Below are 24,634 nucleotides of genomic sequence, written 5' to 3' on the forward strand. Positions count from 1 at the left end.
ACGAGCGACTGATGGCGGCGGTGCAGAAGGCCCTGGCCGAAGGCGGGGAAAGCCCTGCGGCTAGCGGGGACTAGCCCCGCTCGTGGCCGGAGGTGGCCGGGTAGCCAGGAGGCGGCCTGGAGCAGCCAGGGCGCTAGCCGCATGGCAGGCAGGGCCGGCGGGGATCACCATTGTTCGGCGTGCGGGGGCAAAAGGCGTCGGCTGCTGCGTTTCCCCAAGACGCGCATGGGTCGGCCGGCCGGGGTTGGAGGACAAGCTGGGCTGTTCTGCCCGTTGATGCGGCATGCCCATCTCCAGCATTCTTGGGCGGAACCTCATGGACAATCTGAAAGGGAGGCCCCAGCACGGCTTATTTAGGCCCCGGTTGGTCCGCCCCCAAACCCGGAGACGCCTCCCATGTCTCACCGATTTTACGGCGCCAATGCGGTGGCAGCCCTTATAACGGTCCTACCAAGCCCTGCGGCCGCGGGTGCTGCTGGCCCCGAATCCCAGGCCTGGCCTATTGAGGCGGTCACCATCCATCCCGGCAACCTGGCCACGGTCGAGCGCCAGGTAACAGCCCCCATCGAACCGGGGCGCCATAGCCTGGCTCTGCCTGCGCTGCCCGGCACCGTCCGCAAAGGGAGCCTGCAGGCGACGATTGAGGCCGGGCAGGGCTTACGCATCATCGGGGTCGATGCCGAGCGCCGGACACGGCCTGCCTTGACTGCGGCCCGCGAGCGTGAGCTCAAGGAAAGGATCGAGGAGATCGAGAGCCGCAAGGCGTCGCTGGCCAACCGGATCGCGGCCCTGCAGACTCAGCTGGGCTTCATCGAGGGCGTTGCCGATTTGCCCCAGAGGGCCGGCGAGGCCCTCCTGTCCCAGGCGGGCTCGCCCGACAAGCTGACCGAGCTCTGGAATGCCGTCGGGGAGGGGGCGAAGCAGACCCGGGAGGACCGCCGCGCCTTGAAGGCCATGAAGACCGACATTGAGGACGAGCTCGAGGCCTTGCGCCAGGAGCTTGCCGACAAGGGCACCGGGGATCAGGAGGTGGTCAAAGCCCAGGTGCGCGTTTCTGTCCCAAACGACGGCGGGAGCACCGAGGCCCGGATCGCCGTTCGCTATCGCGTTACCGGGGCATCCTGGAAGCCGACCTACACCGCCCGTCTCGATACCGAGGCCGCGGAGCTAACCCTAAAGCGCCGCATGCAGGTGCGCCAGAAAACCGGCGAGGACTGGACCGACGTGGCCCTGACCCTTACCACGGCCTCCCCCCGTAGGGGCGAGCCTGAGGCCTTGGCCCCGTGGTGGGTCCGGTTTCGGCCGGGGCCCAAACCCATGCAGGAAAAGGATACCGCCGAGATGGCCCGGATGCCCCGGGGCGCGTCCACCCCGGGCCGTGCCGGAAAGGACCAAATGGCTACCACCGACACCGGCTTCACCACTCGGCACACCCTGCCTGACCCGGTCGATCTCGCCGCCGACAACACCTCTCGGACCTATTCGGTGGCCGACGAGCTTTTGGACGTTGACCTGGAGACACGGGTACGGCCTCAAAAGGCCGAGCGAGGCTGGCTAGTGGCCGCAACCGAGTGGGACGGCGATGCGCCGCTGTCGTCCGGCGGCCTCACCCGCTACCGGGACGGTGCCTTCGTGGGCGAAATCGAGCTCGACCGCTGGCGGCCCGGAGAGAAGCGTACCTTGGCCTTCGGCGTAGACCCGCGCATCGAGGTGAGCCACAGCGCAGCCCGGGACCGGGAGGGGGATGCCGGCTGGTTCACCGGCGACCGGCGAATTACTCGCCAGTACCGCGTCGGTGTGACCAACCACCGTGACACCCCCGCCCGCGTGGTGGTCCGCTACCGCATCCCGGAGCCCCAGGATGACGCCATCGAGGTCGCCCTTACCGCGCGCACTCCCGCCCCTGATGTTCGGGGCGTGGATGACAAGCCGGGTGTCCTGGCTTGGCACTGGGAACTCGGGTCCCAGGAGCAGCGGGATCTACCCATCGGTTTCAAGGTGACCTACCCCGGCGAGCGGGAACTGTCCGGTATTTAATCCCTAAACCGGCATTTGCCACCTGGCGAGCCGTCGGGAAACGGTAACCGCGCGACGACCCTTGGGCCACGTCGACCGGATAAGCTCCCGGCGGGCCCGGCCTAGCGGCTCCCGGGAACCCGATGGCCCTGCACCGGCTCCCCTCCGGGGAGCAACGAGGAGCCCTGTTGGCCGCGAGGTTTTTCCCCTTGCATTTGCGCCCATCCCTGGTTTCCTACCGGGCAACGTTTTCCCTAGGCTTTTTTCGGAGCGCCGCATGGCAAGCCAGACCGGCTATTCCGCCGAGGACATCGAGGTCCTCGAGGGGCTGGACCCCGTCCGGGTGCGCCCGGGCATGTACACCGACACCGGCTCGCCTACCCACATCCTCCAGGAGGCCATCGACAACGCCGCCGACGAGGCCCTGGGCGGCCACGCCGCCTGGATCCGGGTCACGCTCCACGCCGACGGCTCCGCCTCCGTGGCCGACGACGGCCGCGGCATCCCGGTAGAGCCCCACCCCACCAAGGCCAAGCCGGCCATCGAGGTGATCCTTACCTCGCTGCACTCCGGCGGCAAGTTCCGCAAGGACGGCAACCACGCCTACGCCTTCTCCGGCGGCCTGCACGGGGTGGGGGTGGCGGTGACCAACGCCCTAGGCGAGCGCCTGGAGGTCACGGTCAAGCGCGACGGCCGGGCCCACCGCATGGCCTTCGCCGGGGGCGAGGTGGTCGAGCCGCTGACCGAGACTGGAACCACTCAGAAGAAGGATACCGGCACCGCCCTGCGGGTGTGGCCGGATAGCCGCTACTTCGAGAGCCCGCGCTTCAACAACGCCGCGCTACAGCGGCTGTTGCGCTCCAAGGCGGTGCTGCTGCCGGGTCTGAGGGTGGAGCTGGTCCAGGAAACGGCGGACGGCGAGACCACCGCGGAGGCGTGGCAGTACGAGCAGGGCATGACCGAGTATTTGGCCGAGCTGCTGGACGACCGGGACACCGTCAGCCCCATCTACACCGACGGCCGCTTCTACGGCGAGCGCGATGGCGTCGATTTCCACCCCGGCGAGGGCGCCGATTGGGCCGTGGCCTGGGTGGGCGACGGCGTCGGAGTGGGCGAGTCCTTTGTCAACCTCATCCCCACAGCCCAGGGCGGCACCCACGTCAACGGCCTGCGCAACGGCGCCACCGAGGCCCTGCGCGCCTTCGCCGATCACCACAACCTGCTGCCCCGGGGCATCAAGAAGCTAACCCCCGAGGACGTTTGGGCCGGTGCCTGCTTCATCCTCAGCGCCAAGCTGCTGGACCCGCAGTTCCAGGGCCAGGTGAAGGAGCGGCTGACGTCCCGCGAGGCGGTCAAGCTGATTAGCGTCATGTTCAAGGACCGCTTCGAGCTGTGGCTGGCCCAGAACCCCGATGCCGGCAAGGCCATCGTGGAGCAGGCGGTTTCGGCCGCCCGCGAGCGGCTCAACAAGAACAAGAAGGCGGAGAAGCGGAAGGCCTCTGGGCTGGCCACCTTGCCGGGCAAGCTCACCGACTGCGAGGCCAGCGACCCGGCGGCCACCGAGCTGTTCGTGGTGGAGGGCGATTCCGCCGGCGGTAGCGCCAAGCAGGCTCGCGACCGCGACTACCAGGCGGTGCTGCCACTGCGGGGCAAAGTCCTCAACACCTGGGAAGTAGACGCCGGCGAGCTCTACGCCAACCGCGAGGTCCACGACCTGGCCGTGTCCATCGGCGTTGACCCGCACGGACCCAATGACGAGCCGGATCTTTCCCAGCTGCGCTACGGCAAGATCGTCATCCTGGCCGACGCCGATGTGGACGGCGCCCACATCCAGACCCTGCTGATCGGGCTGTTCCTGCGCCACTTCCCCAAGGTCATCGAGCGCGGCCACCTGTTCGTGGCCTACCCCCCGCTTTATCGGCTGGATATCCCGGGTCAGGGCAAGAACCGCCCGGCCCAGAAGGTCTACGTCCTGGACGAGGCCGAGCGCGACGCCACCTTTCAGAAGCTGGCCGACGAAGGGGTGGCCACGGACAAGGTCCGGACCAACCGCTTCAAGGGCCTAGGGGAGATGAATCCCGACCAGCTGTGGGAGACCTGCCTGTCGCCGGACACCCGGCGGGTGCTGCCGCTGTTCGTGGCGCCGGAGGAGATCGAGGAGACCTGGGCCGCGGCCAACCGCTGCCTGTCCACCAAGGAGCGGGCGGCCCGGCGAGCCTGGATCGAGGCCGCAGGCAACCAGGTCGAGGCGGATATCTAGGAAGCCCCGAAGCCCCGAGGTAAAGAGGCCACTGCGATGCGGGAAAAAGAAGCGGGCTCCTCAACCCGACCCGACCATCGGGACGCAATCAGCTTTGATCCAACCTGGGGAGAGCGGGCAAAGACCCTTTTTGTGCCGATCGCGAGCGTTCGCGATTTCTGGCTGCTTTATGCGGCGCTCTGGCTGGGGCTCGGGGTCTGGGGATGGACTTATGTCAGTGCCAGCGTCGCCGAGCTGGGCTGGAATTCGGGGGCTTTGAGCTACGTTAACACCCCCTTCCATGAATTCGGTCACATCCTGTTCTCCCCCCTGGGAGAATGGGTGGAATCCCTGGGAGGAACCCTCGGCCAGCTGTTGATGCCGATGGTCGCCGGCGTTGCGCTTTTGTGGCAGCGGGGAGACACGTTCGGGGCGAGTGTCTGCCTGTGGTGGTTGGGGCAAAACTTTATCGATATAGCGCCCTATATAGCTGATGCCAGGGCGGGGCAATTGCCGTTGTTGGGCGGCAATACCGGGAAAACATCTCCCTACGGGTTCCACGATTGGGAGTTTATCCTGGGCGAAACCGGATTGTTGGCCTACGACGGGGCGCTCGCGGCCTTGTCCATGAATATCGGACGGTTTTTAATGGTCTTGGCCTTGGTGTGGGGCGCGGTTTTGCTGTGGAACGCTTATGGTAAAAAAGCCTAGTTGGCAAACACTCTTTATGAATAAAGTCATGGATCCGTTCGAGGTAGTGATAAAGCATGGGTGACCTCTCGCAGTTCGGCGAGGCCCGGGAGGGCAACGAGGGTGAGGACTGGATCAACCTCCGCAACCACCTGGGCAAGAGCTATCTGGAATACGCCCTCTCCGTGGTCAAGGGCCGCGCTATACCCGACGTTCGCGACGGTCTCAAACCGGTGCAGCGCCGGGTGCTTTACGCCATGCACCGGCTGGGCCTAGGCGCCAACCACGACCACAAGAAGTCCGCCCGGGTGGTGGGCGAGGTCATCGGCAAGTTCCATCCCCACGGCGACCAGGCCGCCTACGACGCCCTGGTACGCATGGCCCAACCCTTCGCCATGCGCCATCCCCTGGTGGACGGCCAGGGCAACTTCGGCACCGTGGACGGCGACAACCCTGCCGCCATGCGCTACACCGAGGCCCGGCTGACGCCCTTCTCCGACCTGCTTCTGGCCGAGACCGACCAGGGCACGGTGGATTTCCTGGCCAACTACGACGGCGCCGAAACCGAGCCCGAGGTGCTGCCGGCGCGGGTGCCCATGCCCCTGCTCAACGAGCAGCCCGGCATCGCCGTGGGCCTAGCCACCGACGTGCCCTCCCACAATCTGGCCGAGGCCGGCCGCGCCGCCGTCCGCCTGTACCGCAATGCGGAGGTCACTACCGCCGAGCTCATGGCGGACCTGCAGGGGCCGGACTTTCCCCAGGGCGGCCAGATCTGCGCCGCCGCCGAGACGGTCAGGGCCATCTACGAGGCCGGCAGCGGCAGCCTAACCGTGCGTGCCCGCTGGTCGGTGGAGCAGCTCGCCGGCGGTGACTGGCAGGTGGCCATCACCGAGCTGCCCCCCAACGTCTCCGCCGAGGACGTGCTGGCCGAGATCGACGCCCTGGCCAATCCCCAGCCCAAGAAGGGCCGGAAGGACATCAACGCCGAGCAGAAGGCGCAGCAAAAGCGCACCCTGTCTCTGGTGGGGGAAATCTCCAACCAGGCCGGCCAGGACACCGGGCCCGTGCGCCTGGTGGTGGCGCCCAAGAGCCGGCGGGTGACCGAGGCCGAACTGACCGGCTTTCTGCTGGGCCAGACCAGCCTGGAGGTGCGCAAGAAGGTCAGCTTCACCTTCATCGACACCGACGGCCGGCCCAAGGAAATGCCCCTGCGCGACGTCCTTGCCAGCTGGACGGCCTTCCGCCGCGACACGGTGACCCGGCGCACCCGGCACCGGCTGGGCAAGGTGGACCACCGCATCCACATCCTGGAGGGCCGCCAGGCCGTCCTGCTCGACATCGACCGGGTCATCGCCATCGTCCGCGCCAGCGAGGACGACAGCGAGGCCAAGGACGCCCTAATCGAGGCGTTCGAGCTCTCCGACATCCAGGCCAATGATGTCCTCGACATCCCCCTGCGGCGCCTGACCAAGCTGGACAGCATCCGGATCGACCAGGAACTGGGCGACCTGCGCTCGGAAAAGGCGGAGCTGGAGCACCGCCTGACGGAGCCCGAGGCCATGACCGAGCGCATCATCACCGAGCTGGAAGAAGACATCAAAGCCCACGGCGACGTCCGCCGGACCCTGATCGAGCCTGCCGAGCCGGCCGCCACCGAGGCCCCGATGGTGGATGAGCCGGTGACGGTGGTGCTGTCCGCCAAGGGCTTCATCCGCTCTCGACAGGGCCATAACCTGGATCTGTCCTCGCTGCCGTACAAGGACGGCGACCGCGAGATGGCCGTGGTGGAGACCCGCACCACCCGGCAGGTAGTGGTTTTCGACGCCGGCGGCCGTGCCTACACCGTCTCCGCCAACGAGGCCCCCGGTGGCAAGGGCTTTGGGACCCCGGTGAGCTCGTTGGTGGAGCTGCGCAACGGGGGTGAGCTCGCCGGCATGGTAGCCGGGGACCCCGAGGATCGCTTCCTGCTTGCCACCGACGCCGGCTACGGCTTCATGGTGCGCTTCCAAGACCTGCTCGGCCGCAACAAGACCGGCAAGCACGTGGTGAAGGGCCTCGACGGCGCTGCCCTGCTTCCGCCCCGTGCGGTGCCCGCAGGGATCCAGCACATCGCGGCGGTCACCGACTCGGGCTATCTGGCCGTGTTCGGTATCGAGGAGATGAAGGAGCTGGCCGCCGGAAAGGGGGTCAAGCTCATCGATCTGAAGGCCGGCGAGAGGCTGGCGCGGGGGGTTACCTTTGCCGAAGCTCTGGAGTTGCCGGGCAAGGGCGACAAGACCGTGACCTTGGCGGGCGAAGACCTGGCGGCCTACGTTCGCAGGCGCGGCAGCCGGGGCCGACAGGTTCCGGCAGGGGTGGTGAAAAAGCGTCTCTAGATCCCGCCTAACGGACTGGACCACTGCTGGCTGCTACATGGCCCACTGGCCGGGTGGGGCCAGTCGCTCGCCATGGTTTCGGGCCGAAGCTCGCCTCCGTCGTTGGGCGACTGGCAGGCAGCTCCCCCTTCCGAACCAGCGGCTGGCCAGGCCGGCCCAAGAACCGATAGCAGATTGTGGATAGGGACGGTTGATCAATGTAGCCGATTCCGCTCGGGCCACCAACCGCGACGGTCGTTGCTCATGCGGACAAACCTGGCAGGTCGGAGAGGTTGCCGGACAGGGCACAGGAGCGCCTATGCTGGTCCTTGGCCACCGCGGCGTGATGCGGGAGGGCTTTACCGAGAACACCTGGGAGGCCTTCGAGGCCGTTGTGGGCCTTGGGGTGGACGGCATCGAGACGGATGTTCGTCGCACCCGGGACGGGCGGCTTGTCCTGTATCACGACCGTCTGTGCGCCACCGGGGAGCCGGTGGCCGAGGTTGCCCACGCCGACCTGGAAGCGGCGGAGGGCCACGAGGTCCCGGAGCTCGGGGAGGTTCTGGCGCGCTGGCCGGGGCTGCTCTGGAATCTGGAGCTCAAGGCCCCGGACCTGGTGGAGCCACTGGCAGCCGTTCCGGAAGCCCGGGACCATTCCAATCTGGTGGTGTCCTCCTTCTTCCATGACATCATCCACGACCACGCCGAGCGCCTGCGCCATCCCCTCGGGCTCATTATCAACCATCGGCCCGTTAGCATGCGCGCCTTCCTCGGGGAGTGGTCGGCCCGGCCGCTGGACTGGTGCGTCTGGAATCTGGACTTCGTGGACCGGACCCTCCTGGAGGCGGCCGGCAAGGCCGGCATGGCCAACATCCTGTACAACCTGCACACTCCGGCTGACCTGCGCTGGGCCGAGGAATCGCCGGTAGCGGGGGTCATCATGGACCAGCCGGAGCTGGCCCTGGGTCGGGGCCACGGTGAAGTGGGGCCGGCATGAAGGCGGCTATAATCGGCGGGGGCATCAACGGCCTGGCCAGCGCCTGGGCGCTCACCCAGGCGGGCCACGAGGTCACCCTGTTCGAGCGCGACGGCCTCATGGGCGAGACCTCCAGTGCCTCCACCAAGCTCCTCCACGGCGGCCTGCGCTATCTGGAGCACGGCCAGGTCCGGCTGGTGTACGAGTCACTGCAGGAGCGCAACTGGTGGCTCCGCCAGGCCCCCGATCTGACCCATCCCCTGCGGTTGGTGGTGCCGGTCTATCGGACTTCCAGCCGCCCCCGCTGGAAGCTCAAGGCCGGCCTGTGGCTGTACGACCGCTTGGCCGGGCGGGATCGCATCGGCAGCCATCAATGGCTCGGGCCCGGGGAGCTCACCGAGTTGGCCGCGGACCTCGATGCCACGGGGCTCAAGGGCGGCTACGCCTTCTATGACGGCCAGATGGACGATTACCGGCTGGGCTTGTGGGTGGCCGACCAGGTGCGCAGCCTGGGCGGGGCCATTCATGAGGACGAGGCGGTGGAGCGGGTGGACACCGAAGGCAATGTGGTCACCGAGGCCGGCAGCTATCGGTTCGACGCCGTGGCCAATGTCGCCGGGCCGTGGGCCGAGGCCCTCAATGAGCGCAGCGGCGTCCCCTGCGGCTACCATCTGGACCTCATCCGCGGCAGCCACCTCCTGTTCGAGGGCGAGCCCGGCGCCGGCTTCCTGCTGGAATCGCCGCGCGATGGTCGGGCCTTTTTTAGCCTGCCTTACCAGGGCCGGACGCTGGTGGGCACCACCGAGGTACGCCAGGATCTGGACCAGCCCCTTGCCTGCAGCGAGGCGGAGCGGGACTACCTGCTCGAGGCCCACAACCATTACTTCCGCGAGCAGCGCGGGGCGGGCGACATCGTCGAGGCCTTCGCCGGCGTCCGGCCCCTGATCCGCTCCAGCGAGGATCCCTCCAGGGTCAGCCGCGAATACAAGCTGGAGCGCCGCGGCCGGCTGGTCACCGTCTACGGGGGCAAGTGGACCACCGCCCGCCGGCTGGGTGAGAAGGTGGCCCAGGCCCTCAAGGCTTAGCCGAGGGGGGCGGGACGGCCTCCCCTCACCGGGGCCGGGCAGGTAGAATCGGGGGGCGCCAGCCAACGCCGTCAAAAGGGACCACCCATCGCCGCCATCGACGACACCCTCCGGCGCGTCTACGGCTTCGATGCCTTCCGTCCCCACCAGCGGGCCATCATCGAGCACCTGGTGGCCGGCGGCGATGCCTTTGTGGTCATGCCCACCGGCGGCGGCAAATCCCTGTGCTACCAGATCCCGGGCCAGCACCGTCGGGGCGTGGGCATCGTGGTCTCGCCGCTGATCTCGCTGATGAAGGATCAGGTGGACGCCCTGCGCGCCAACGGCGTGGCGGCCGCCTGCTACAACTCGGGCCTGGAGCCCGACGAGGCCCGCGACGTGCTGGCCCGGCTCCACCGCGGTGACCTGGACCTGCTCTACATCGCCCCCGAGCGGCTGATGAGCGACGGCTTCCTCGACCGCCTGGCCGAGGTGGACCTGGCCCTGTTCGCCGTGGACGAGGCCCATTGCGTGTCCCAGTGGGGCCACGATTTCCGTCCCGAGTACGTGCGCTTGGGCGGCCTGCGCCGCCACTTCCCCCAGGTGCCCCTGATCGCCCTCACCGCCACGGCCGATCCCCAAACCCGCGTCGATATCCAGCACCACCTCGCCCTGGACCGCGCCGAGGTCCACGTGGCTGGGTTCGACCGCCCCAACATCCGCTACGCGGTGGCCGAGAAGCGCAAGCCGGCCAAGCAGCTGGCGGGGTTTTTGAGCCGCCACCGCGGCGAGGCCGGCATCGTCTACTGCCTTTCGCGCAAGCGGGTGGAGAAGGTGGCCGAGGACCTGATCGCTGCCGGCCACCGTGCCGCCGCCTACCACGCCGGCCTTTCCGGGGAGCGCCGGCGCGAGGTGCAGGAGGCCTTCCTGCGCGATGAGCTGGAGGTGGTGGTGGCCACCGTCGCCTTCGGCATGGGCATCGACAAGCCCAACGTGCGCTTCGTGGTGCACTTTGATCTGCCCAAGAGCATCGAAGGCTATTATCAGGAGACCGGCCGTGCCGGCCGCGACGGCCTGCCCGCCGAAGCGCTTCTGCTGTACGGCGGCCAGGACGTGGCAACGGTACGGAGCCTCATCGAAAACGGCGACAACGAGGCCCAGAAGCGGATCGAGCGCCACAAGCTGGACGCCATGGTGGCCCTGGCCGAGAGCCTCACCTGCCGCCGGCGCGTTCTTCTGGGCTATTTCGGCGAGAGTGTGGCCGCCGACTGCGGCCATTGCGACGTCTGCGACGACCCGCCCGAACGCTTCGATGCCACCGTCGACGCCCAGAAAGCGCTGTCCTGCGTCTACCGCGTGGGGCAGCGCTTCGGCATGCGCCATGTCATCGCTGTCCTGCGTGGCTCGTCCAGCGAGCGCCTGCGCCAGCTGGGCCACCACAAGCTCTCCACTTTCGGCCTGGGTACCGACCGTTCGGCGGCGGACTGGGAGTCCCTGCTGCGCCAGCTGATCCACCGGGGCTATCTGATCCAGGACATTGCCAACTTTTCGGTACTCAAGCTCACGGAAGCGGCCCGCCCCCTATTGCGGGGCGAGGAGGTGCTCCACCTGGCGCGGCCGCGGACCGATACCGCCCCGGCCGCGGCGGAGCCGGCGCAGCAGCCGGCGGCGGCCGAGGCCGCCGATCCCGGCCTGTTCGAGCACTTGCGCGGGGTGCGCCGGCGGATCGCCGAGGCGGAGGGGGTGCCGCCCTACGTGGTGGCGGGGGATCGCACCTTGACCGATCTGGTGCGGCGCCGGCCGCAAACCCCCGAAGAGCTTCTCGGGGTCCACGGCATCGGCGAGCACAAGCGGGACAAGTACGGCGACGACCTGCTCGCCGCCATCGCCTTTTACGAGGGCGAGCACCCTGATTCCGCCGCGGGTAGGATTGCGGGGGGGCCGGGATAGGCTGGGGCCGCTGCCGAGGGGGCGTAGCCGGCGGGCCTGTCGCTTGTTTGGACGGGAGGCCCGGCGGCCCAAGCGGTCCCGACCCGATCACTGCCACAGTTCCCAGCTGCCCGCGGCTGTGGCAAGTGGTTTACGGGGCGGCAGGGGGGTCTGGGCCGGGTCTCCCTCAGTTTATCCTGGGCAGGGAGGCGGGGTTATCCGGCTCGTCCTCGTCGGTCCGGCCGTCATCGGCGAGGAGATTGATCAAGGCCTCAAGGGCCTGGGAGTCCATGGAGTGGAAGAGCAGCCGGGCCCGGTTGTCCCTAACCTCGTCGAGTACCACCGCCGCCCGGTGGCGCTCGGTTCCCCGTTCGGTTTCCCGGGTGAACGCCACCTCCGAGATGCTTTCGGGGTACAGCGCCCAGGGACTTAGTTGGATCACCATGCCCGACAGGCTGATCCTTTCCGCCATGCACATGGCGAAGGGCATACCGTTCATATAGATGGTCACCAGCATGGCAACGTCGCGGGACTGGTCGGGCCGGGAAGTCACGGGTCGACTCCTGATGGATAGGTACGGCTCCCCACCCTATAAGCAAACTGCGTGCCTTTTAGAAAAATTAATAAAAACCAATAGCTTGTTGGGTATTCAGGGGGTCTCCCCCGCATTGACTGTCCCCGTTCCCCAACAATCGGGGCCTGAAACGGGCAAAACCCGGGCCCAAAAGGGTGGGCTAGCTCCACGGGCAAGGCGACCTTTTCGCTCGAGAAAGGGTTAAGGCCCCGTAATGATGGGCTTTTAGCCCGGATGGGGTGGCTGTTGGGAGATGGCCCCAGCCCCTGTCTCCTCCCGGGGACGCCCGCCAATGGCCAGCGGGGCTCCCGGGTCAGGCAGTCGGTGGCGTACCATGGGGATGCGCTTTCCCCCCCGCTATACCGGACGAGGCATCCATGGGTCTTTGGCAACGGTTGTTCGGGAGCCGCATCGAGGCGATTGTCGTCGACGAGGCGGGCCATCGCAGAACCAAGAAGCTAAGCCCCGAGCGCATCGAGCGCCTGCGCGAGGCGGGCTACGGCGTCGTGCGTCTGGACCGGGTGCCGGTGCACATGCTCGACGCTGTCCAGGGGCCGTCCCAGACCGAATGGGAGGTGGGCAAGGACGTGACCCGGAAGGTGGTGGAGCGCCACGCCGATCCCGAGACCGGTGCCCTGTACGCCGTGCGTCTTTACGAGGGACTGGAGCCACGGGAGACCAAGATCACCTCCCGCGCCAAGTGGCAGGAGCTGCACGAGAGCATGGGGTAGTGATGCCGAGTGCCGTCTAATGGGCCGTGTCCAAGGGGAGGGGACGGAACCGTGACCGAAAAGGGCAATGGGGGTATCGCCCACGTGATCCGGGCTCTAGGTAATTCCTGGAGCGGTCTGCGCTGGGCAATGCGTAATGAGGCGGCATTCCGGGAGGAAGTGGCCCTGGTGGTGGTGCTCCTCCCGATTGCCCTTTGGCTGGGCGAGCGTGGCGTGGAGCACGCGCTTCTTATTGGGAGCCTGATCCTGCTGCTGCTTACCGAGCTGGTGAACTCGGGCCTGGAGGCGGCCGTGGACCGGATCGGCGAAGAATTCCATCCTCTGGCCGGCCGGGCCAAGGACCTGGGCTCGGCGGCGGTGCTGGCCGCCCTGGTCCACCTCGGCGTGATCTGGGGGCTCATCGCCCTGCCCAACCTGCTGGCCCGGTTCTGATGGCGTTCCGGCCCGCCTGGTGGCTGCCCGGCGGCCACCTTCAGACGCTGTGGCCGGCCCTGCTGCGACGCCCGCCGTCGGTGGCCATGCGGCGCGAGCGCCTGGAGCTGGCCGACGGCGATTTCCTGGACCTGGATTGGGCGGTCGCGGCCCCTGCCCAGGGCCCCGTCGTCCTCCTGCTGCACGGTCTGGAAGGCGGCCGGGAGTCCCACTACCCGGGGGGCCTCATGCAGGCCCTGGCGGGGCGGGGTATGCGGCCGGTGCTCATGTATCAACGCGGCTGCAGCGGCGAGCCCAACCGCAGCCACCGCCGGTACACCGGGGGCGATACCGGGGATTTGGCAGCGGTGATCGCCCACCTCCGCCGCACCCATCCCGAGGCCCAGCTGGCAGTGGTGGGGTACTCCCTGGGCGGCAATATCCTGCTCAAGTGGCTGGGCGAGACCGGGGCCGACAATCCCCTAACCGCCGCCGTGGCGGTGTCGCCGCCCTTCCGCTTGGACCGGGCCGCCGACCGGCTGGAGCACGGCCTGTCCCGGCTGTACCAGCGCCATCTGCTTGGGGCCCTGCGCCGGGCCATCCGGGGCAAGTACCGCGATCGGCCCGAGGCCTGCCCCGTGCCCCTGGCGGAGCTTGACGGCCTGGACAGCTTCCGCGATTTCGACGACCGCTTCACCGGTCCCGTGCACGGCTATGCCGGCGCCGACGACTATTACGCCCGCTGCAGCAGCCGCCCCTTCCTGGGCACGATTGACGTGCCCACCGCCGTCATCCACGCCCTCGACGATCCCTTCACCACCCCCGATGCCGTCCCCGATCCGGGCGAGGTCTCCCGGAGGGTCCGTTTGGATCTCCATGTCCACGGGGGGCACGTGGGGTTCGTCGGCGGGGCCGTGCCGGGCCGGGCCCGCTACTGGCTCGAGCAAGCCATACCCCGCTTCCTGGAGGCGGAGCTGGCCGGCGTCTGATTGCCGTCGCCGGCGGGACCGAACTGCGCCGAACGCGGCCACCCTGGCAAGGCAGCGGCCTGGGCGTGCACCGAAAAAAGCCTGCCTGTCACAAAACGGTCATCAAAACGTAAATCGTTTGTCATTTTCGGCCCCTAGGATCTCCTCCAGTAACGCGCCGGGGCGCCGATCCATCAACCTTGGTCCCGGCGTCCGGTCTTCAGCGACCCACAACACTGGAGGATTCCAATGGGCGCCAAAAAGAATCTGGTTACCCCGCTGCTGCTGGCGACCGCGGGCTGCGGCTTGTGTGCCACGGCCCAGGCGGCCAATGGCTCGCTGGAGGAGCGGGTCGGGGCGCTTGAGAACCGGCTCGAGGAAGCCGAGGGCGACCAGCAGCCCTGGAACAAATACGTCGACGAGTTCGGCGGCCGGATCATGTACGACGAGACCTTCCGGAGCGACAGCGACGATGACCTGGCCGATGCCGTCGCTGGTCCGGGCAACAAGCTGGAGGAGGGCTCCGAGTTCCGCCGCCTGCGTCTGTACGCCGAGGGCTCGGTGGCGGCGAACATCGCCTACAAGGTGCAGCTGGGCTTGGCGGGGAGTACGGTTGATGCCAAGTCGGTGTACATCAAGGCCCACGACCTCGGTCCGTGGCCGGACATCAAGATCGGTCACTTCAAGGAGCCCATCAGCCTCCAGGAGCTGACCTCGAGCAAGTACATCTCCCTGATGTCGCGGACCATGCTGACCGACTTCTTCTCCAATGGCCGCAGCGCCGGAATCCAGCTCAGCGACAGCTACCTCGATGAGCGCCTGAACATCAGCGTCGGTGCCTTCAAGGCCGACTTCGACGGCTCGGACAAGGAAACGAATGACCCAGATAAGGGCCAGAGCTACAACATCACCGGCAGGATCACCTCGCCGGTGTTCTACGCCAACGATGGCCGTCAGGTCCTGCATCTGGGCGTGGGCGCCCGCCAGAGCACCAGTAATAACGGTGACTCGCTGGGCATTGGTCTGGAGCCGGAGGTCCACAAGACCAACGATTTCGTGGCGGGGACGCTGAACAGCGTGGATGATTCCCAGACCGTCGTCGCCGAGGTGGCCGGCGTGGCCGGTCCGGTGCACGGCCAGGCCGAGTGGGCCCAGATGGATGTGGACACGAACAGCGGCTCCGACCCCGATGATCTGACCAGTAGTTACGTCCAGGCGGGCTGGCTCATCACCGGCGAGACCCGGCCGTACGACAAGGGCGACGGCGATTTCGGGCGCATCAAGCCCGCCAATCCCTTGACCGGCTGGGGCCGGGGCACCGGCGCCTGGGAGGTGGTGGCCCGCTTCTCCACTCTGGATCTGAGCGGTGCGGCTGATCCGAGCACTAACTTTACCCCCGGCCTCACCAGCGCCTCTCGCGAAGAAGCAGTGGGTGAGACCGACGTAACCACCCTGGGCCTCAACTGGTACCCCACCGCCCACAGCAAGTGGATGCTCAACTACGTGGACGCCGACCAGGACAAGCTGGGCGATGCCCAGTACGTCACCAGCCGGTTCCAGGTGGACTTCTAGGCGGCCGAGGTTTTCGCGCCGCGCCAAGCAACCGCAATACCCTCCTCCCTCTTGACGGTGTGGGGTTGCACCCCGGGGTCCGCCCCGGGGTTTTTTGCGCTCTGGAGACGGGCCGGGTGGCTGGCGCCGGGTGGCGGTGCCACAATAGAGCCTCCGACAAGACGAACCGATCCCTCCCTGCCGGATACACAAGGATTCGCAGTGATGCAGCGCTTTCTGACCGGCCACGCGGGCGGCCCGCTGTGGCGCGACGCCGCCGATTCGGTGCTTTCGCAGCTGGGCGAGGTGCCCGCCGAGGCCAATCTGGGCTTCGTCTACGCCACCGACGAATGGGCCGACGAGCTCGGTGCCATTGCCGAATACCTCCGGGCCTGGACCGGGGTGACGCAGTGGGTAGGCACCATCGGTGCCGGCATCTGCGCCAGCGGCGTGGAGTACCACATGGTTCCCGGAATCGCGGTCCTGGTCGGGGCCTTCCCGGCCGACGCCGTGCGCCTTATGCCGACCATCGAGGACGGCGTGGCCGATCTGCGCGCCGAGCTGGGCGGCTGGTACCAGGGCCGGGAAACGGTGCGGGCGGTGGTCCACGGCGACCCCCGCAATGCGGCCGTTGCCGACCACCTGATCGAGAACCTGGCCGCCGAGCTGCCGGACGGCTTCCTGGCGGGCGGCATCACTTCCACCCTCAAGCGCGCCCATCCTCAGGTAGCCGGCGGCGTCACCGAGGGTGGGTTGTCCGGTGTCCTGCTTTCCGGGGAGGTGCCCATGGTCAGCGGCCTGACCCAGGGCTGCACGCCCATCGGGCCGCGCCGGCGCATCACCCAGGCCGATGGCAATGCCCTCATCGGCCTTGACGGACGCCCGGCCCTGGAGGTGTTCTACGAGGACATCGGCGAGCTGCTGGCGCGCGATCTGGACCGGGCGGCCGGCTACATCTTCGCCGGCCTGCCCCAGGGCGGGCCGGACAGCGGCGATTACCTGGTGCGCAACGTCATGGGCGTGAACACCGACAAGCAGGTGGTAGGCATCGGTGACGAGGTGGCCAGCGGCGGCGAGGTGATGTTCTGCCGCCGAGACGGCAATACCGCCCGCGACGACCTGCAGCGCATGGCCCGCGAGACCCTGGAACGGGCCGGCGGCGACGCTCGGGGTGGGCTGTACTTCTCCTGCCTGGGTCGGGGCGATTCGCTGTTCGGCGAGGACTCCAACGAGCTGCGCCTGGTCCGCGAGGAGCTGGGCGACATCCCACTGGCCGGGTTCTATTGCAACGGCGAGATCGCCAGGGATCGTCTCTACGGCTACACCGGCGTCCTGGTCCTGTTCCCGTGACTCTTCCCGGTCTGCCCCTGCAGAAGGTCATCTCCGGTGGTCAGACCGGGGTGGACCGCGCGGCGCTGGACGCCGCCCGGGTGTCCGGGCTGGCCATCGGCGGTTGGTGCCCCGCCGAGCGTCGCGCCGAGGACGGCCCCATCGATCCCGCCTATCCCCTGACCGAGACCCCCGAGCCCGGCTACGAGCAGCGCACCATGTGGAATATCCGCGAGGCGGACGCCACCCTGGTGCTCGCCTGGGGCCCGCTGGAGGGCGGCACGGCCCTCACGGTTCGCTTCCTGGAGGGCGAGGACCGTCGCTACCGGCTGGTGGAGCTGGATGACAATCCCGATCCGGAGGCGGTGCGCGCCTGGCTCCGGGACGAGGCGGCGCGCGTGCTCAACGTGGCCGGGCCTCGTGCCACCAAGGCCCCGCCCGTCTACGAAACGGCCCGGGCCTTTTTGGAGCAGGTTTTTACCGGTAGCGGAGTCGAGACGGGTTGAGCGCCCTTCGTCTGGGGGTGGACCTGGGCGGTACCAAGATCGAGATCGCCGCCCTGGAACCGAAGGGCGGCGAGGTCCTGCGCCGCCGGGTGGAAAGCCCGCGCGGCGACTATGCCGCCACCTTGGAGACCGTTGCCGGGCTGGTGGAGGCCACGGAGGCCGAGCTGGGCACCTCGGGCTGCTCGCTGGGCGTGGCCATGCCCGGGGCCATCTCTCCCGCCACGGGCCTGGTCAAGAACGCCAACTCCACCTGGCTGATCGGCCGGCCCCTGGACCGGGACCTGGGCCGCCGCCTGGATCGCCCGGTGAGGGTGGCCAACGACGCCAACTGCTTTGCCCTATCCGAGTCGGTCGACGGTGCCGGCGCCGGGATGAGCCCGGTCTTCGGGGTCATCGTCGGCACCGGTACCGGCGCCGGGATCGTGGTGGACGGGCGGGTGCTGACCGGCGCCAATGCCATCGCCGGCGAGTGGGGGCACAACCCCCTGCCGTGGCCCACCGGCGACGAGGCGCCCGGCCCGGAATGCTACTGCGGCCGCCGCGGCTGCATCGAGACCTTCCTGGCCGGACCGGGCATGGCGGCCGATCATCGCCGCGCCACTGGCGACGAGCTGGCCCCCGAAGCCATTGCGGTCCGGGCGGGGGAGGGCGATCCCCAATGCCGGGCCACCCTGGATCGCTACGTCCACCGCATGGCCCGCGCGCTGGCCCACATCATCAACCTGCTGGATCCCGAGGTTATCGTCCTCGGCGGCGGCATGGGCAACATCGCCGACCTCTACCGGCAAGTCCCGCTGCGCTGGGACGCCTTCGTCTTCTCCGACCGTGTGGCCACCCGCTTGCTGGCGCCGGCGCACGGCGATTCCAGCGGAGTGCGTGGGGCCGCTTGGCTGTGGCCTGCCGAATCCCCCTGACGCCTGGCGGCTGATCAAGCGATTGGCCCCATCCGGCTCCGCCGTCCTCGCCCCGGCCTTACCCAACCCAGCCCAGATCTGCGAGAATTGTTGGCCGGGGTGTCCCCGCCCGACCCCATTCGATTCGCCCAGAGAGCCAATCCCCATGTCCGGCGCTACCAAATACATCCACCTCGATGGCCCCTTTCCCCTCTACCGGGGCGTTGCCCTGCCCGAGGCGACCCTCGCCTACGAGACCTGGGGCGAGCTGTCCCGGGACCGGGACAACGTCGTTTTGCTGTTCACCGGCATGTCCCCGAGCGCCCATGCCGCCTCCTCCCTCGAGGATCCCTCCCGGGGCTGGTGGGAGTTCATGATCGGCCCCGGGCGCGCCATCGACACCAGCCGGTATTTCGTTATCTGCTTTAACAATCTGGGAAGCTGCTTCGGTTCCACGGGGCCGGCCTCGGTGAACCCGGAGACGGGCCAGCCCTACCGGCTGGACTTCCCGGAGCTGTCGGTGGAAGACATCGCCCGCAGCCAGCGCGAGGCCCTTCGCCAGATGGGCATTTCGCGCATCCATGCCGCGGTGGGCGCATCCCTGGGCGGCATGTCGGCGCTGAGCTACGCCGTGGAGTTCCCCGACGAGGTGGACGAGCTAGTCATCATCTCGGCCGCCACCCGCGCTACGCCTTTCGCCATCGCCATCCGCTCGCTGCAGCGCGACTGCATCAAGACCGACCCGGCCTGGGCCGGGGGCTATTACCGCGAGGGCGAGCAGCCCCAGGAGGGCATGCGGCTGGCGCGCAAGATGGGCCTTATGTCGTACCGCTCGCCGCAGGAGTGGCAGCATCGCTTCGGCCGGACCCGTGTGGAGTGGATGGACGAGCCCGGCACCGAGCCCTTCGACATCGAGTTCCAGGTGGAGTCCTACCTAGAGGCCAACGCCCTCAAGTTCATCAAGGTGTGCGACGCCAACACCTATCTTTACCTGTCCCGGGTCATGGACCTGTTCGATCTGGGCGAGCACGCCGGCGACGGCGATCCGGTCACCGCCATGGCCCGGATCAAGGCTCGCCGGGCCCTGGTGCTGGGGGTGGAGACGGATTTCCTGTATCCGCTGTGGCAGCAGCAGGAGATCGCCGAGGGCCTCAAGGCCAACGGCATCAGCGCCCACTACATGCCCATGGAATCCATCCAGGGCCACGATTCCTTCCTGGTGGACAAGACCCGGTTCATTCCGGTGGTCGCCGAGTTCTTCTCCGAGCCGGGGACGTAGTCACTCGTCGCGCCGACGCCGGAAAAGCCGGCCTTTCCACCGAATCGGCTCCTCCCCGGTTGCCCCGGGCCGCTCTTCGCAGGGCTCAGGCTGCTGCGACTGCCTGGGAATCCCGCGGGCCGCGGCCACGGCCAGAAACAAGCCCTCCTCCGCGCTGCGTTCCTTCTCCTTGGCCATGGTTGGCTCCTGCCGCAGGGTTAGCCGGCCTGGGCCGGGTGGGTGAAGGGGACTGCCGTTGGGTCCGCCGCAGCCTCTTCCTCCGTCGGCTTCGGTCGGGTCCAGAACGAGTGGGCCGGAATCTTGCTGAGGTCGCACCGGTGGGCGTAACGCTCGGCGATGGCCCGAACCTCTTCCATTAGACCGTTGTCGAGCGTGATGGGCTCCCAGCCCAGGGTGCGCAGGCCCTCGTTGCGCATGCGCAGCTCGTTCTCGGCTGCCTCCTTGCGTGGGTTGGCCTGGAAATCGATGGTTGCCCCGGTGAGCTTTGAGACCTTTTGGGCCAGATCGCGGATGCGGCCGGTCTCTGTCGCCTGGTTGAAGATGCGCACGCCCTCGGCCGCTTCCGGGGGGGTCTCAATGGCGAGACGGATGCAGCGCACGGTGTCCCGGATGTGGATGAAGGCCCGGGTCTGACCGCCGGAACCGTGTACCGTCAATGGGTGGCCGACCCCTGCCTGCATCAGGAACCGGTTGAGCACGGTGCCGAAATCGCCATCGTAGTCGAAGCGGTTGATCAGCCGGCCGTCCAGATGGGTTTCCTCCGTCTGCGTTCCCCACACGATACCCTGATGGAGATCGGTGATGCGGAGCCCGTCGTTGGCGTTATAGAACTGGAAGGCGAGCTGGTCCTGGGTCTTGGTGAGGTGGTAGATGCTTCCGGGATTCGCGGGGTAAAGGATCTCGCGCTCCTCGGTCTCACCTTCGGGCCCGGGGATCTGGACGGTGAGATAGCCCTCCGGCAAGGGGGCGGCGGTGGTGGTGTAGCCGTAGACGCCCATGGTGCCGAGGTGGACCAAATGGCTGTCCACCTCAGCCTCCACCAGGGCGCACAGCAGGTTGTGGGTGGCGGCGGTGTTGTTGGCCACGGTGTAGCGCTTGTGAGCGCTGCTCTTCATGGAGTAGGGCGCTGCCCGCTGTTCGGCGAAATGGACCACGGCGTCGGGCTGTAGCCTGGTCAGCAAGGCTCGCAGCTGGTCGTAATCAGTGGCGGCGTCCAGGTAATGATAGGCAATGGTCCGGCCAGTGGTTTCTTCCCAGGCCTGGACGCGGGTCCCGAGGGGGCGGATGGGAGTCAGTGAGTGGGCATCCAACTCCTCGCTGATGGCCCGCCGGGCCAGGTTGTCCACGATGGTGACCTCGTGGCCGTGGGCCGACAGGTGCGTAGCGGTGGGCCAACCGCAGAAGCCGTCCCCGCCAATGACGATGATGCGCATGATTACCCTTCCTCTTTGGGGGGCGATAGAGCGAGTGGCTCGCAGGCCGGCTCCCGGGGCGCCAATTGCCCCAGGAATTCTTGCGTTGCCCTTCGCCAGGAATGCTCGAGCGCGAAGCGTCGACAGGACCGGCGGTCCAGGGTCACGGCGTCCATGGCGGCCTGGCCCAGATCCTCGTCCAGGAATCCGGTTTCCCCTTGGGTAACGACGTTGCGCGGGCCCTGGACCGGATAAGCGGCAACCGGCACCCCGCAGGCCATGGCCTCGTAGAGCACCAGGCCCAGGGTGTCGGTGCGGCTGGGGAAGACGAAGACGTCGGCGCTTGCCAGATGGGCCGCCAGATCGGCCCCCGTCTTGAAGCCGGTGAACGCTGCCTCGGGGTAGGCCCTTTCCAGCTGAGCGCGGGCCGGGCCATCGCCCACCACGACCTTGGTCCCCGGCAGCGGGAGCCGCAGGAAGGCCTCGAGGTTCTTTTCCACCGATACTCGGCCCATGTACATGAACACCGGTGGGGCCAAGTCCCAATACGCCTCTGACCTGGGGCGGAACAGCTCGGTGTCCACCCCCCGGCTCCACAGCACCAGGTCGCCCATGCCGTGTTGCGCCAGCTCTTTGGCCATGGTGGCGTTGGTGACCATGGTTCGGGCCGCCGGCCGGTGAAACCAGCGCAGAAAGGCGTAGCCCCAGGCGAGCGGGACGAAGGCAAGGCGCTCCCGAATGTACTCGGGGAAGCGGGTATGGAAAGAGGTCGTGAAGGGCAGGTCGAGACGCCGGCAGTACCGGCGGGCCGCCAGACCCAGCGGGCCTTCGGTGACGATGTGAATGGCATCGGGCTCCAAGGCATCCAGGGCCCGTCTGACTTGCCGCCCGGCCCGTAAAGTAAGGCGGATGTCGGGATAAGTCGGCAGGCCGACTGTGCGCGCCCCTTGCGGAGTGATCATGGCCACCTCGTGGCCCATGCTTTCCAGCTCGTGGCGGGTCTGGTCGAGGGTGGTCACCACCCCGTTGATTTGAGGCCACCAGGCGTCGGTCACGATGGCTATGCGCATTTGTGGTCCTGTTGGTGCCGGTCGATGGGGACGACGTCGGCCTCCGGCTGGGACCAGTCGACGATCTCCAGGCGGCCGTCCGGACGCTCCACCAGGGCAGTACAGCTTTCCACCCAATCACCGCAGTTGGCGTAGGTGATGCCCTGAAGAGGGGTGATTTGGGCCTTGTGGATGTGGCCGCAGATGACCCCGTCGGTACCCCGCTCCTTGGCTTCCCAGGCCACGGCCTGCTCGAAGCTGGCGATGTAGTTGGCCGCGTTTTTGACCTTGTGCTTGAGGAAAGCGGATAGCGACCAGTATTGGAAGCCCAGGCGGCGGCGCACATAGTTGAACCAACGGTTGACCACTAGCAGGCCGTTGTAGGCTTCGCCGCCCAGGTAGGCCACCCATTTGTTGTGCCGGACCACCGCGTCGACCTCGTCGCCGTGCATCACCAAGTAGCGCTCGCCAGCGGCGGTCTCGTGGACGGCATCCCGTTCGATAGCGACGCCGTTGAATTCGGAACCGACGTAGTCGCGCAGGACCTCGTCGTGGTTGCCCGGGATGAAGACGACGCGGGTCCCGCTGGCGGCCAGCTCCACCACCGTCTGCACGAGCTGATTGTTGATGCGGGGCCAGAACCAGCCCGAGCGCCCCTTCCAGAAATCCAGGATGTCGCCGACCAGATAGAGGTTTTCCGGCTCGATCCGCTGCAGGAAGTCCAGCAGCCGCTCGGTCTGGGCCCCGCGCGTCCCCAGGTGCACATCGGAGATGAAAACGCTGCGCGTGTCTGAAGTTGCGGCACGGCCCGGTGGCTTTTCGGTGGCCGAGACGAAGCCGGGATTTTGGCGATCCATTGGTCCCCTCCATGCCTGATATCTGGGGGGAGGATCCGGGAGCCGGGTTACAATCTTTTAACGATTCGATGACGCGCGGATTACAGGAAAGAAACGGCCGGAAGGGCTGACAGCCTTGGCTTTCGGCTTACGACAGCAGGAGTGAGCAAGCATGAGGCAGGTTGTGGAAGTGCCCACCAATGCCCGCGAGGAGCTGGTGGACATCACGCCCCAGGTCGCAGGGGCGGTACGCGAGTGCGGGATGGCCGACGGGCTGGCGTCGCTCTACGTCCAGGGCGCCACCGCTGGCATCATGATCCAGGAGAACTGGGACGACAGCGTCCCAAGGGACGTGGTCCGGCTGCTGCAGGAGGTCATCCCGCGCGGGGTTTGGGAGCACGACGCCCAGGACGGCAACGGCGATTCCCACCTCAAGTCGGGCTTGGTGGGCCCCTCCGAGTCCGTTCCGCTGATCGAGGGACGCCTGGGCCTATCCACCTGGCAGGGTATCTTCCTGTGCGAGTTCGACGGCCCCCGGGCGCGGCGCTCGGTGGTGGTGACCGTTCTCCCCGACCGGCCCGACTAGGCCGAAGCCCGCTCCGCTTCCGGGGCCACCCGCTCCAGGGCCTCGCCGATGACCTCCACCCCCGCGCCCTGGCGCGGCGCGTTCTCGGAGATGTGCCGGCGCCAGGCCTTGGCCCCCGGCACCCCCTGGAACAGCCCCAGCAGGTGGCGGGCCATGGCCTGCAACCGGGTGCCGCGCTCCAGCTCCTGCGCCATGTAGGCCATGTAGGCCTCCACTGCCGCCCGGCGGTTCCCCGTCTGCCCGTTGCCGCCCAAAAAGCGGCGCTCGGTGTCGGCCATTAGCCAGGGGTCGTCGTAGGCGGCGCGGCCGATCATGACCCCGTCCAGGTGGCTAAGCTGGGCCTCGATGTGCTCGGGCGCGGTGAGGCCGCCGTTGGTAACGATTTCGAGGTGGGGCAGTTCCCGCTTGAGCCGGTGCGCCAGCTCGTGGCGCAGGGGCGGCTTGTTGCGGTTGGCCTTGGGCGACAGGCCGTGCAGCCAGGCCTTGCGGGCATGCACGATGAAGGTGGTGCAGCCGGCGGTGGCTACCCGCTCAACGAAGTCCTGCAGGTGGGCGTAGTCGTCGGCGTGGTCGATGCCGATGCGGTGCTTGACCGTCACCGGCAGCTCGGTGGCCTCGCGCATGGCCGCCACCCCTTGGGCGACCAGGCCCGGCTCGGCCATCAGGCAGGCGCCGAAACGGCCGTTCTGGACCCGGTCCGAGGGACAGCCGCAGTTGAGGTTGACCTCGTCATAGCCCCAGGCCTCGGCCAGCCGCGCGCCGTGGGCCAGCTCGTCGGGATCGCAGCCGCCCAGCTGCAGGGCCACCGGGCGCTCCGCGGCACTGAAATCCAGATGGCGGGTCACGTCGCCATGGATCAGAGCCCCGGTGGTGACCATCTCCGTGTACAGCAGCGTCTGCGGCGCCATCAGCCGCATCAGATAGCGGTAATGGCGGTCGGTACGGTCCATCATGGGCGCGACGGACAAGGTGCGGTCGGGCATGGTGGTTCGAGATTCCGTTGCATGGGAACGTTAACCGTAAAAAGACCCGGCGAACCCTGCAAGGGTTCCCGGGTCCGATTCCGCCCGCCGTGCCGCGCGGGGGGAAGGGGTTCCCGACATGGCAGACGGAACCAAGAGACCGGCGCCCGTTGGCGGGACAGGGAAGCCCGCCACGGTCCGGCCGAGGGCGAGGAAGGGGTACCCGCCCTAATGGGCCTGGCATCCCGCCCAAGCACTCCCTGCAAGTCCCTTGCCACA

Annotated in this window: 21 protein-coding genes and 1 pseudogene; 16 read left to right on the forward strand and 6 right to left on the reverse strand. The window is 67.8% G+C overall.

Going from position 1 to position 24,634, the window contains the following annotated elements:
- Positions 1-396: 396 nt before the first annotated feature.
- The 7 genes from V5A19_RS09455 (at position 397) to recQ (ending at position 11,289) form a co-directional block, all read left to right on the forward strand.
- Positions 397-2,037 (forward strand): mucoidy inhibitor MuiA family protein, encoded by a 1,641-nt coding sequence (locus V5A19_RS09455; protein ID WP_332319323.1) that lies wholly within the window; start codon positions 397-399, stop codon positions 2,035-2,037.
- A gap of 256 nt (positions 2,038-2,293) precedes the next feature.
- Positions 2,294-4,276 carry a DNA topoisomerase IV subunit B gene (locus V5A19_RS09460; RefSeq protein ID WP_332319324.1) on the forward strand — a complete coding sequence of 661 codons (1,983 nt, stop codon included), beginning with the start codon at positions 2,294-2,296 and terminating at the stop codon, positions 4,274-4,276.
- A gap of 36 nt (positions 4,277-4,312) precedes the next feature.
- Positions 4,313-4,966, forward strand: coding sequence for a hypothetical protein (locus tag V5A19_RS09465; RefSeq protein ID WP_332319325.1), 654 nt, complete (start codon positions 4,313-4,315; stop codon positions 4,964-4,966).
- Positions 4,967-5,022: 56 nt separating this feature from the next.
- Complete coding sequence (gene parC, locus V5A19_RS09470) at positions 5,023-7,320, forward strand: DNA topoisomerase IV subunit A (protein WP_332319326.1); 2,298 nt, start codon at positions 5,023-5,025, stop codon at positions 7,318-7,320.
- A gap of 298 nt (positions 7,321-7,618) precedes the next feature.
- The gene (locus V5A19_RS09475; protein ID WP_332319327.1) at positions 7,619-8,296 is read left to right on the forward strand and encodes a glycerophosphodiester phosphodiesterase; all 678 of its coding nucleotides are present in this window, start codon (positions 7,619-7,621) and stop codon (positions 8,294-8,296) included.
- Complete coding sequence (locus tag V5A19_RS09480; protein ID WP_332319328.1) at positions 8,293-9,360, forward strand: glycerol-3-phosphate dehydrogenase/oxidase; 1,068 nt, start codon at positions 8,293-8,295, stop codon at positions 9,358-9,360. The genes V5A19_RS09475 and V5A19_RS09480 overlap by 4 nt, the downstream gene beginning before the upstream one ends.
- Positions 9,361-9,447: 87 nt before the next feature.
- On the forward strand, positions 9,448-11,289 hold the full coding sequence (gene recQ, locus V5A19_RS09485; RefSeq protein WP_443081449.1) for a DNA helicase RecQ: 1,842 nt from the start codon (positions 9,448-9,450) through the stop codon (positions 11,287-11,289).
- A gap of 166 nt (positions 11,290-11,455) precedes the next feature.
- On the opposite strand, the gene V5A19_RS09490 is transcribed toward recQ, so the two are convergent.
- Complete coding sequence (locus tag V5A19_RS09490) at positions 11,456-11,821, reverse strand: hypothetical protein (RefSeq protein WP_332327770.1); 366 nt, start codon at positions 11,819-11,821, stop codon at positions 11,456-11,458.
- Between the two features lie 398 nt (positions 11,822-12,219).
- On the opposite strand from V5A19_RS09490, the gene V5A19_RS09495 reads away from it, so the two are divergent.
- From V5A19_RS09495 to metX, 8 genes are all read left to right on the forward strand, one after another.
- Positions 12,220-12,573: a hypothetical protein gene (locus tag V5A19_RS09495; protein ID WP_332319330.1), complete on the forward strand. Its 354-nt coding sequence runs from the start codon at positions 12,220-12,222 to the stop codon at positions 12,571-12,573.
- A gap of 51 nt (positions 12,574-12,624) precedes the next feature.
- Positions 12,625-13,005 carry a diacylglycerol kinase gene (locus V5A19_RS09500; protein ID WP_332319331.1) on the forward strand — a complete coding sequence of 127 codons (381 nt, stop codon included), beginning with the start codon at positions 12,625-12,627 and terminating at the stop codon, positions 13,003-13,005.
- Positions 13,005-13,973, forward strand: coding sequence for a hydrolase (locus tag V5A19_RS09505; RefSeq protein ID WP_332319332.1), 969 nt, complete (start codon positions 13,005-13,007; stop codon positions 13,971-13,973). Before V5A19_RS09500 ends, V5A19_RS09505 begins: the two co-directional genes overlap by 1 nt.
- 228 nt (positions 13,974-14,201) lie before the next feature.
- On the forward strand, positions 14,202-15,524 hold the full coding sequence (locus tag V5A19_RS09510) for an OprO/OprP family phosphate-selective porin (RefSeq protein WP_332319333.1): 1,323 nt from the start codon (positions 14,202-14,204) through the stop codon (positions 15,522-15,524).
- Positions 15,525-15,728: 204 nt separating this feature from the next.
- Positions 15,729-16,853: an FIST signal transduction protein gene (locus V5A19_RS09515; RefSeq protein ID WP_332319334.1), complete on the forward strand. Its 1,125-nt coding sequence runs from the start codon at positions 15,729-15,731 to the stop codon at positions 16,851-16,853.
- Positions 16,850-17,338 (forward strand): putative molybdenum carrier protein, encoded by a 489-nt coding sequence (locus V5A19_RS09520; RefSeq protein ID WP_332319335.1) that lies wholly within the window; start codon positions 16,850-16,852, stop codon positions 17,336-17,338. The genes V5A19_RS09515 and V5A19_RS09520 overlap by 4 nt, the downstream gene beginning before the upstream one ends.
- On the forward strand, positions 17,335-18,252 hold the full coding sequence (locus V5A19_RS09525) for an ROK family protein (RefSeq protein WP_332319336.1): 918 nt from the start codon (positions 17,335-17,337) through the stop codon (positions 18,250-18,252). Before V5A19_RS09520 ends, V5A19_RS09525 begins: the two co-directional genes overlap by 4 nt.
- Before the next feature lie 145 nt (positions 18,253-18,397).
- A complete protein-coding gene (gene metX / locus V5A19_RS09530; protein WP_332327771.1) occupies positions 18,398-19,510 on the forward strand; it encodes a homoserine O-acetyltransferase MetX in 1,113 nt (370 codons plus the stop codon).
- Here the strand turns inward: metX and V5A19_RS09535 are convergent, their stop codons facing one another.
- From V5A19_RS09535 to V5A19_RS09550, 4 genes are read right to left on the reverse strand one after another with little or no spacing between them, the layout of a single operon-like run.
- Positions 19,511-19,687 (reverse strand): hypothetical protein, encoded by a 177-nt coding sequence (locus V5A19_RS09535; RefSeq protein ID WP_332319423.1) that lies wholly within the window; start codon positions 19,685-19,687, stop codon positions 19,511-19,513. It lies immediately after the preceding gene.
- A gap of 20 nt (positions 19,688-19,707) precedes the next feature.
- Entirely contained in the window at positions 19,708-20,943 is a 1,236-nt protein-coding gene (locus V5A19_RS09540) for an NAD-dependent epimerase/dehydratase family protein (protein WP_332319424.1), read from the reverse strand.
- 2 nt (positions 20,944-20,945) lie between these two features.
- The gene (locus tag V5A19_RS09545) at positions 20,946-21,992 is read right to left on the reverse strand and encodes a glycosyltransferase family 4 protein (RefSeq protein WP_332319425.1); all 1,047 of its coding nucleotides are present in this window, start codon (positions 21,990-21,992) and stop codon (positions 20,946-20,948) included.
- A complete protein-coding gene (locus tag V5A19_RS09550) occupies positions 21,983-22,828 on the reverse strand; it encodes a UDP-2,3-diacylglucosamine diphosphatase (protein ID WP_332319426.1) in 846 nt (281 codons plus the stop codon). The genes V5A19_RS09545 and V5A19_RS09550 overlap by 10 nt, the downstream gene beginning before the upstream one ends.
- Positions 22,829-22,979: 151 nt before the next feature.
- Between V5A19_RS09550 and V5A19_RS09555 the strand changes: the two genes are divergently transcribed.
- Positions 22,980-23,393, forward strand: a complete 414-nt coding sequence (locus V5A19_RS09555; RefSeq protein WP_332319427.1) for a secondary thiamine-phosphate synthase enzyme YjbQ — start codon at positions 22,980-22,982, stop codon at positions 23,391-23,393.
- Here the strand turns inward: V5A19_RS09555 and dusA are convergent.
- Positions 23,390-24,379, reverse strand: a pseudogene (dusA, locus tag V5A19_RS09560) (tRNA dihydrouridine(20/20a) synthase DusA); the annotation flags it as partial. The gene V5A19_RS09555 and the pseudogene dusA overlap by 4 nt on opposite strands.
- Between the last annotated feature and the right edge of the window lie 255 nt (positions 24,380-24,634).

It is taken from the genome of Thiohalorhabdus sp. (assembly GCF_036628635.1).
Lineage (GTDB): Bacteria > Pseudomonadota > Gammaproteobacteria > Thiohalorhabdales > Thiohalorhabdaceae > Thiohalorhabdus.

Bases quoted from the DNA above. Each gene is read 5' to 3' on its own strand.
- V5A19_RS09455 (WP_332319323.1), top strand. From the start codon at position 397: ATGTCTCACCGATTTTACGGCGCCAATGCGGTGGCAGCCCTTATAACG.
- V5A19_RS09460 (WP_332319324.1), top strand. From the start codon at position 2,294: ATGGCAAGCCAGACCGGCTATTCCGCCGAGGACATCGAGGTCCTCGAG.
- V5A19_RS09465 (WP_332319325.1), top strand. From the start codon at position 4,313: ATGCGGGAAAAAGAAGCGGGCTCCTCAACCCGACCCGACCATCGGGAC.
- parC (WP_332319326.1), top strand. From the start codon at position 5,023: ATGGGTGACCTCTCGCAGTTCGGCGAGGCCCGGGAGGGCAACGAGGGT.
- V5A19_RS09475 (WP_332319327.1), top strand. From the start codon at position 7,619: ATGCTGGTCCTTGGCCACCGCGGCGTGATGCGGGAGGGCTTTACCGAG.
- V5A19_RS09480 (WP_332319328.1), top strand. From the start codon at position 8,293: ATGAAGGCGGCTATAATCGGCGGGGGCATCAACGGCCTGGCCAGCGCC.
- V5A19_RS09495 (WP_332319330.1), top strand. From the start codon at position 12,220: ATGGGTCTTTGGCAACGGTTGTTCGGGAGCCGCATCGAGGCGATTGTC.
- V5A19_RS09505 (WP_332319332.1), top strand. From the start codon at position 13,005: ATGGCGTTCCGGCCCGCCTGGTGGCTGCCCGGCGGCCACCTTCAGACG.
- V5A19_RS09510 (WP_332319333.1), top strand. From the start codon at position 14,202: ATGGGCGCCAAAAAGAATCTGGTTACCCCGCTGCTGCTGGCGACCGCG.
- V5A19_RS09515 (WP_332319334.1), top strand. From the start codon at position 15,729: ATGCAGCGCTTTCTGACCGGCCACGCGGGCGGCCCGCTGTGGCGCGAC.
- metX (WP_332327771.1), top strand. From the start codon at position 18,398: ATGTCCGGCGCTACCAAATACATCCACCTCGATGGCCCCTTTCCCCTC.
- V5A19_RS09535 (WP_332319423.1), bottom strand. From the start codon at position 19,687: ATGGCCAAGGAGAAGGAACGCAGCGCGGAGGAGGGCTTGTTTCTGGCC.
- V5A19_RS09540 (WP_332319424.1), bottom strand. From the start codon at position 20,943: ATGCGCATCATCGTCATTGGCGGGGACGGCTTCTGCGGTTGGCCCACC.
- V5A19_RS09545 (WP_332319425.1), bottom strand. From the start codon at position 21,992: ATGCGCATAGCCATCGTGACCGACGCCTGGTGGCCTCAAATCAACGGG.
- V5A19_RS09550 (WP_332319426.1), bottom strand. From the start codon at position 22,828: ATGGATCGCCAAAATCCCGGCTTCGTCTCGGCCACCGAAAAGCCACCG.
- V5A19_RS09555 (WP_332319427.1), top strand. From the start codon at position 22,980: ATGAGGCAGGTTGTGGAAGTGCCCACCAATGCCCGCGAGGAGCTGGTG.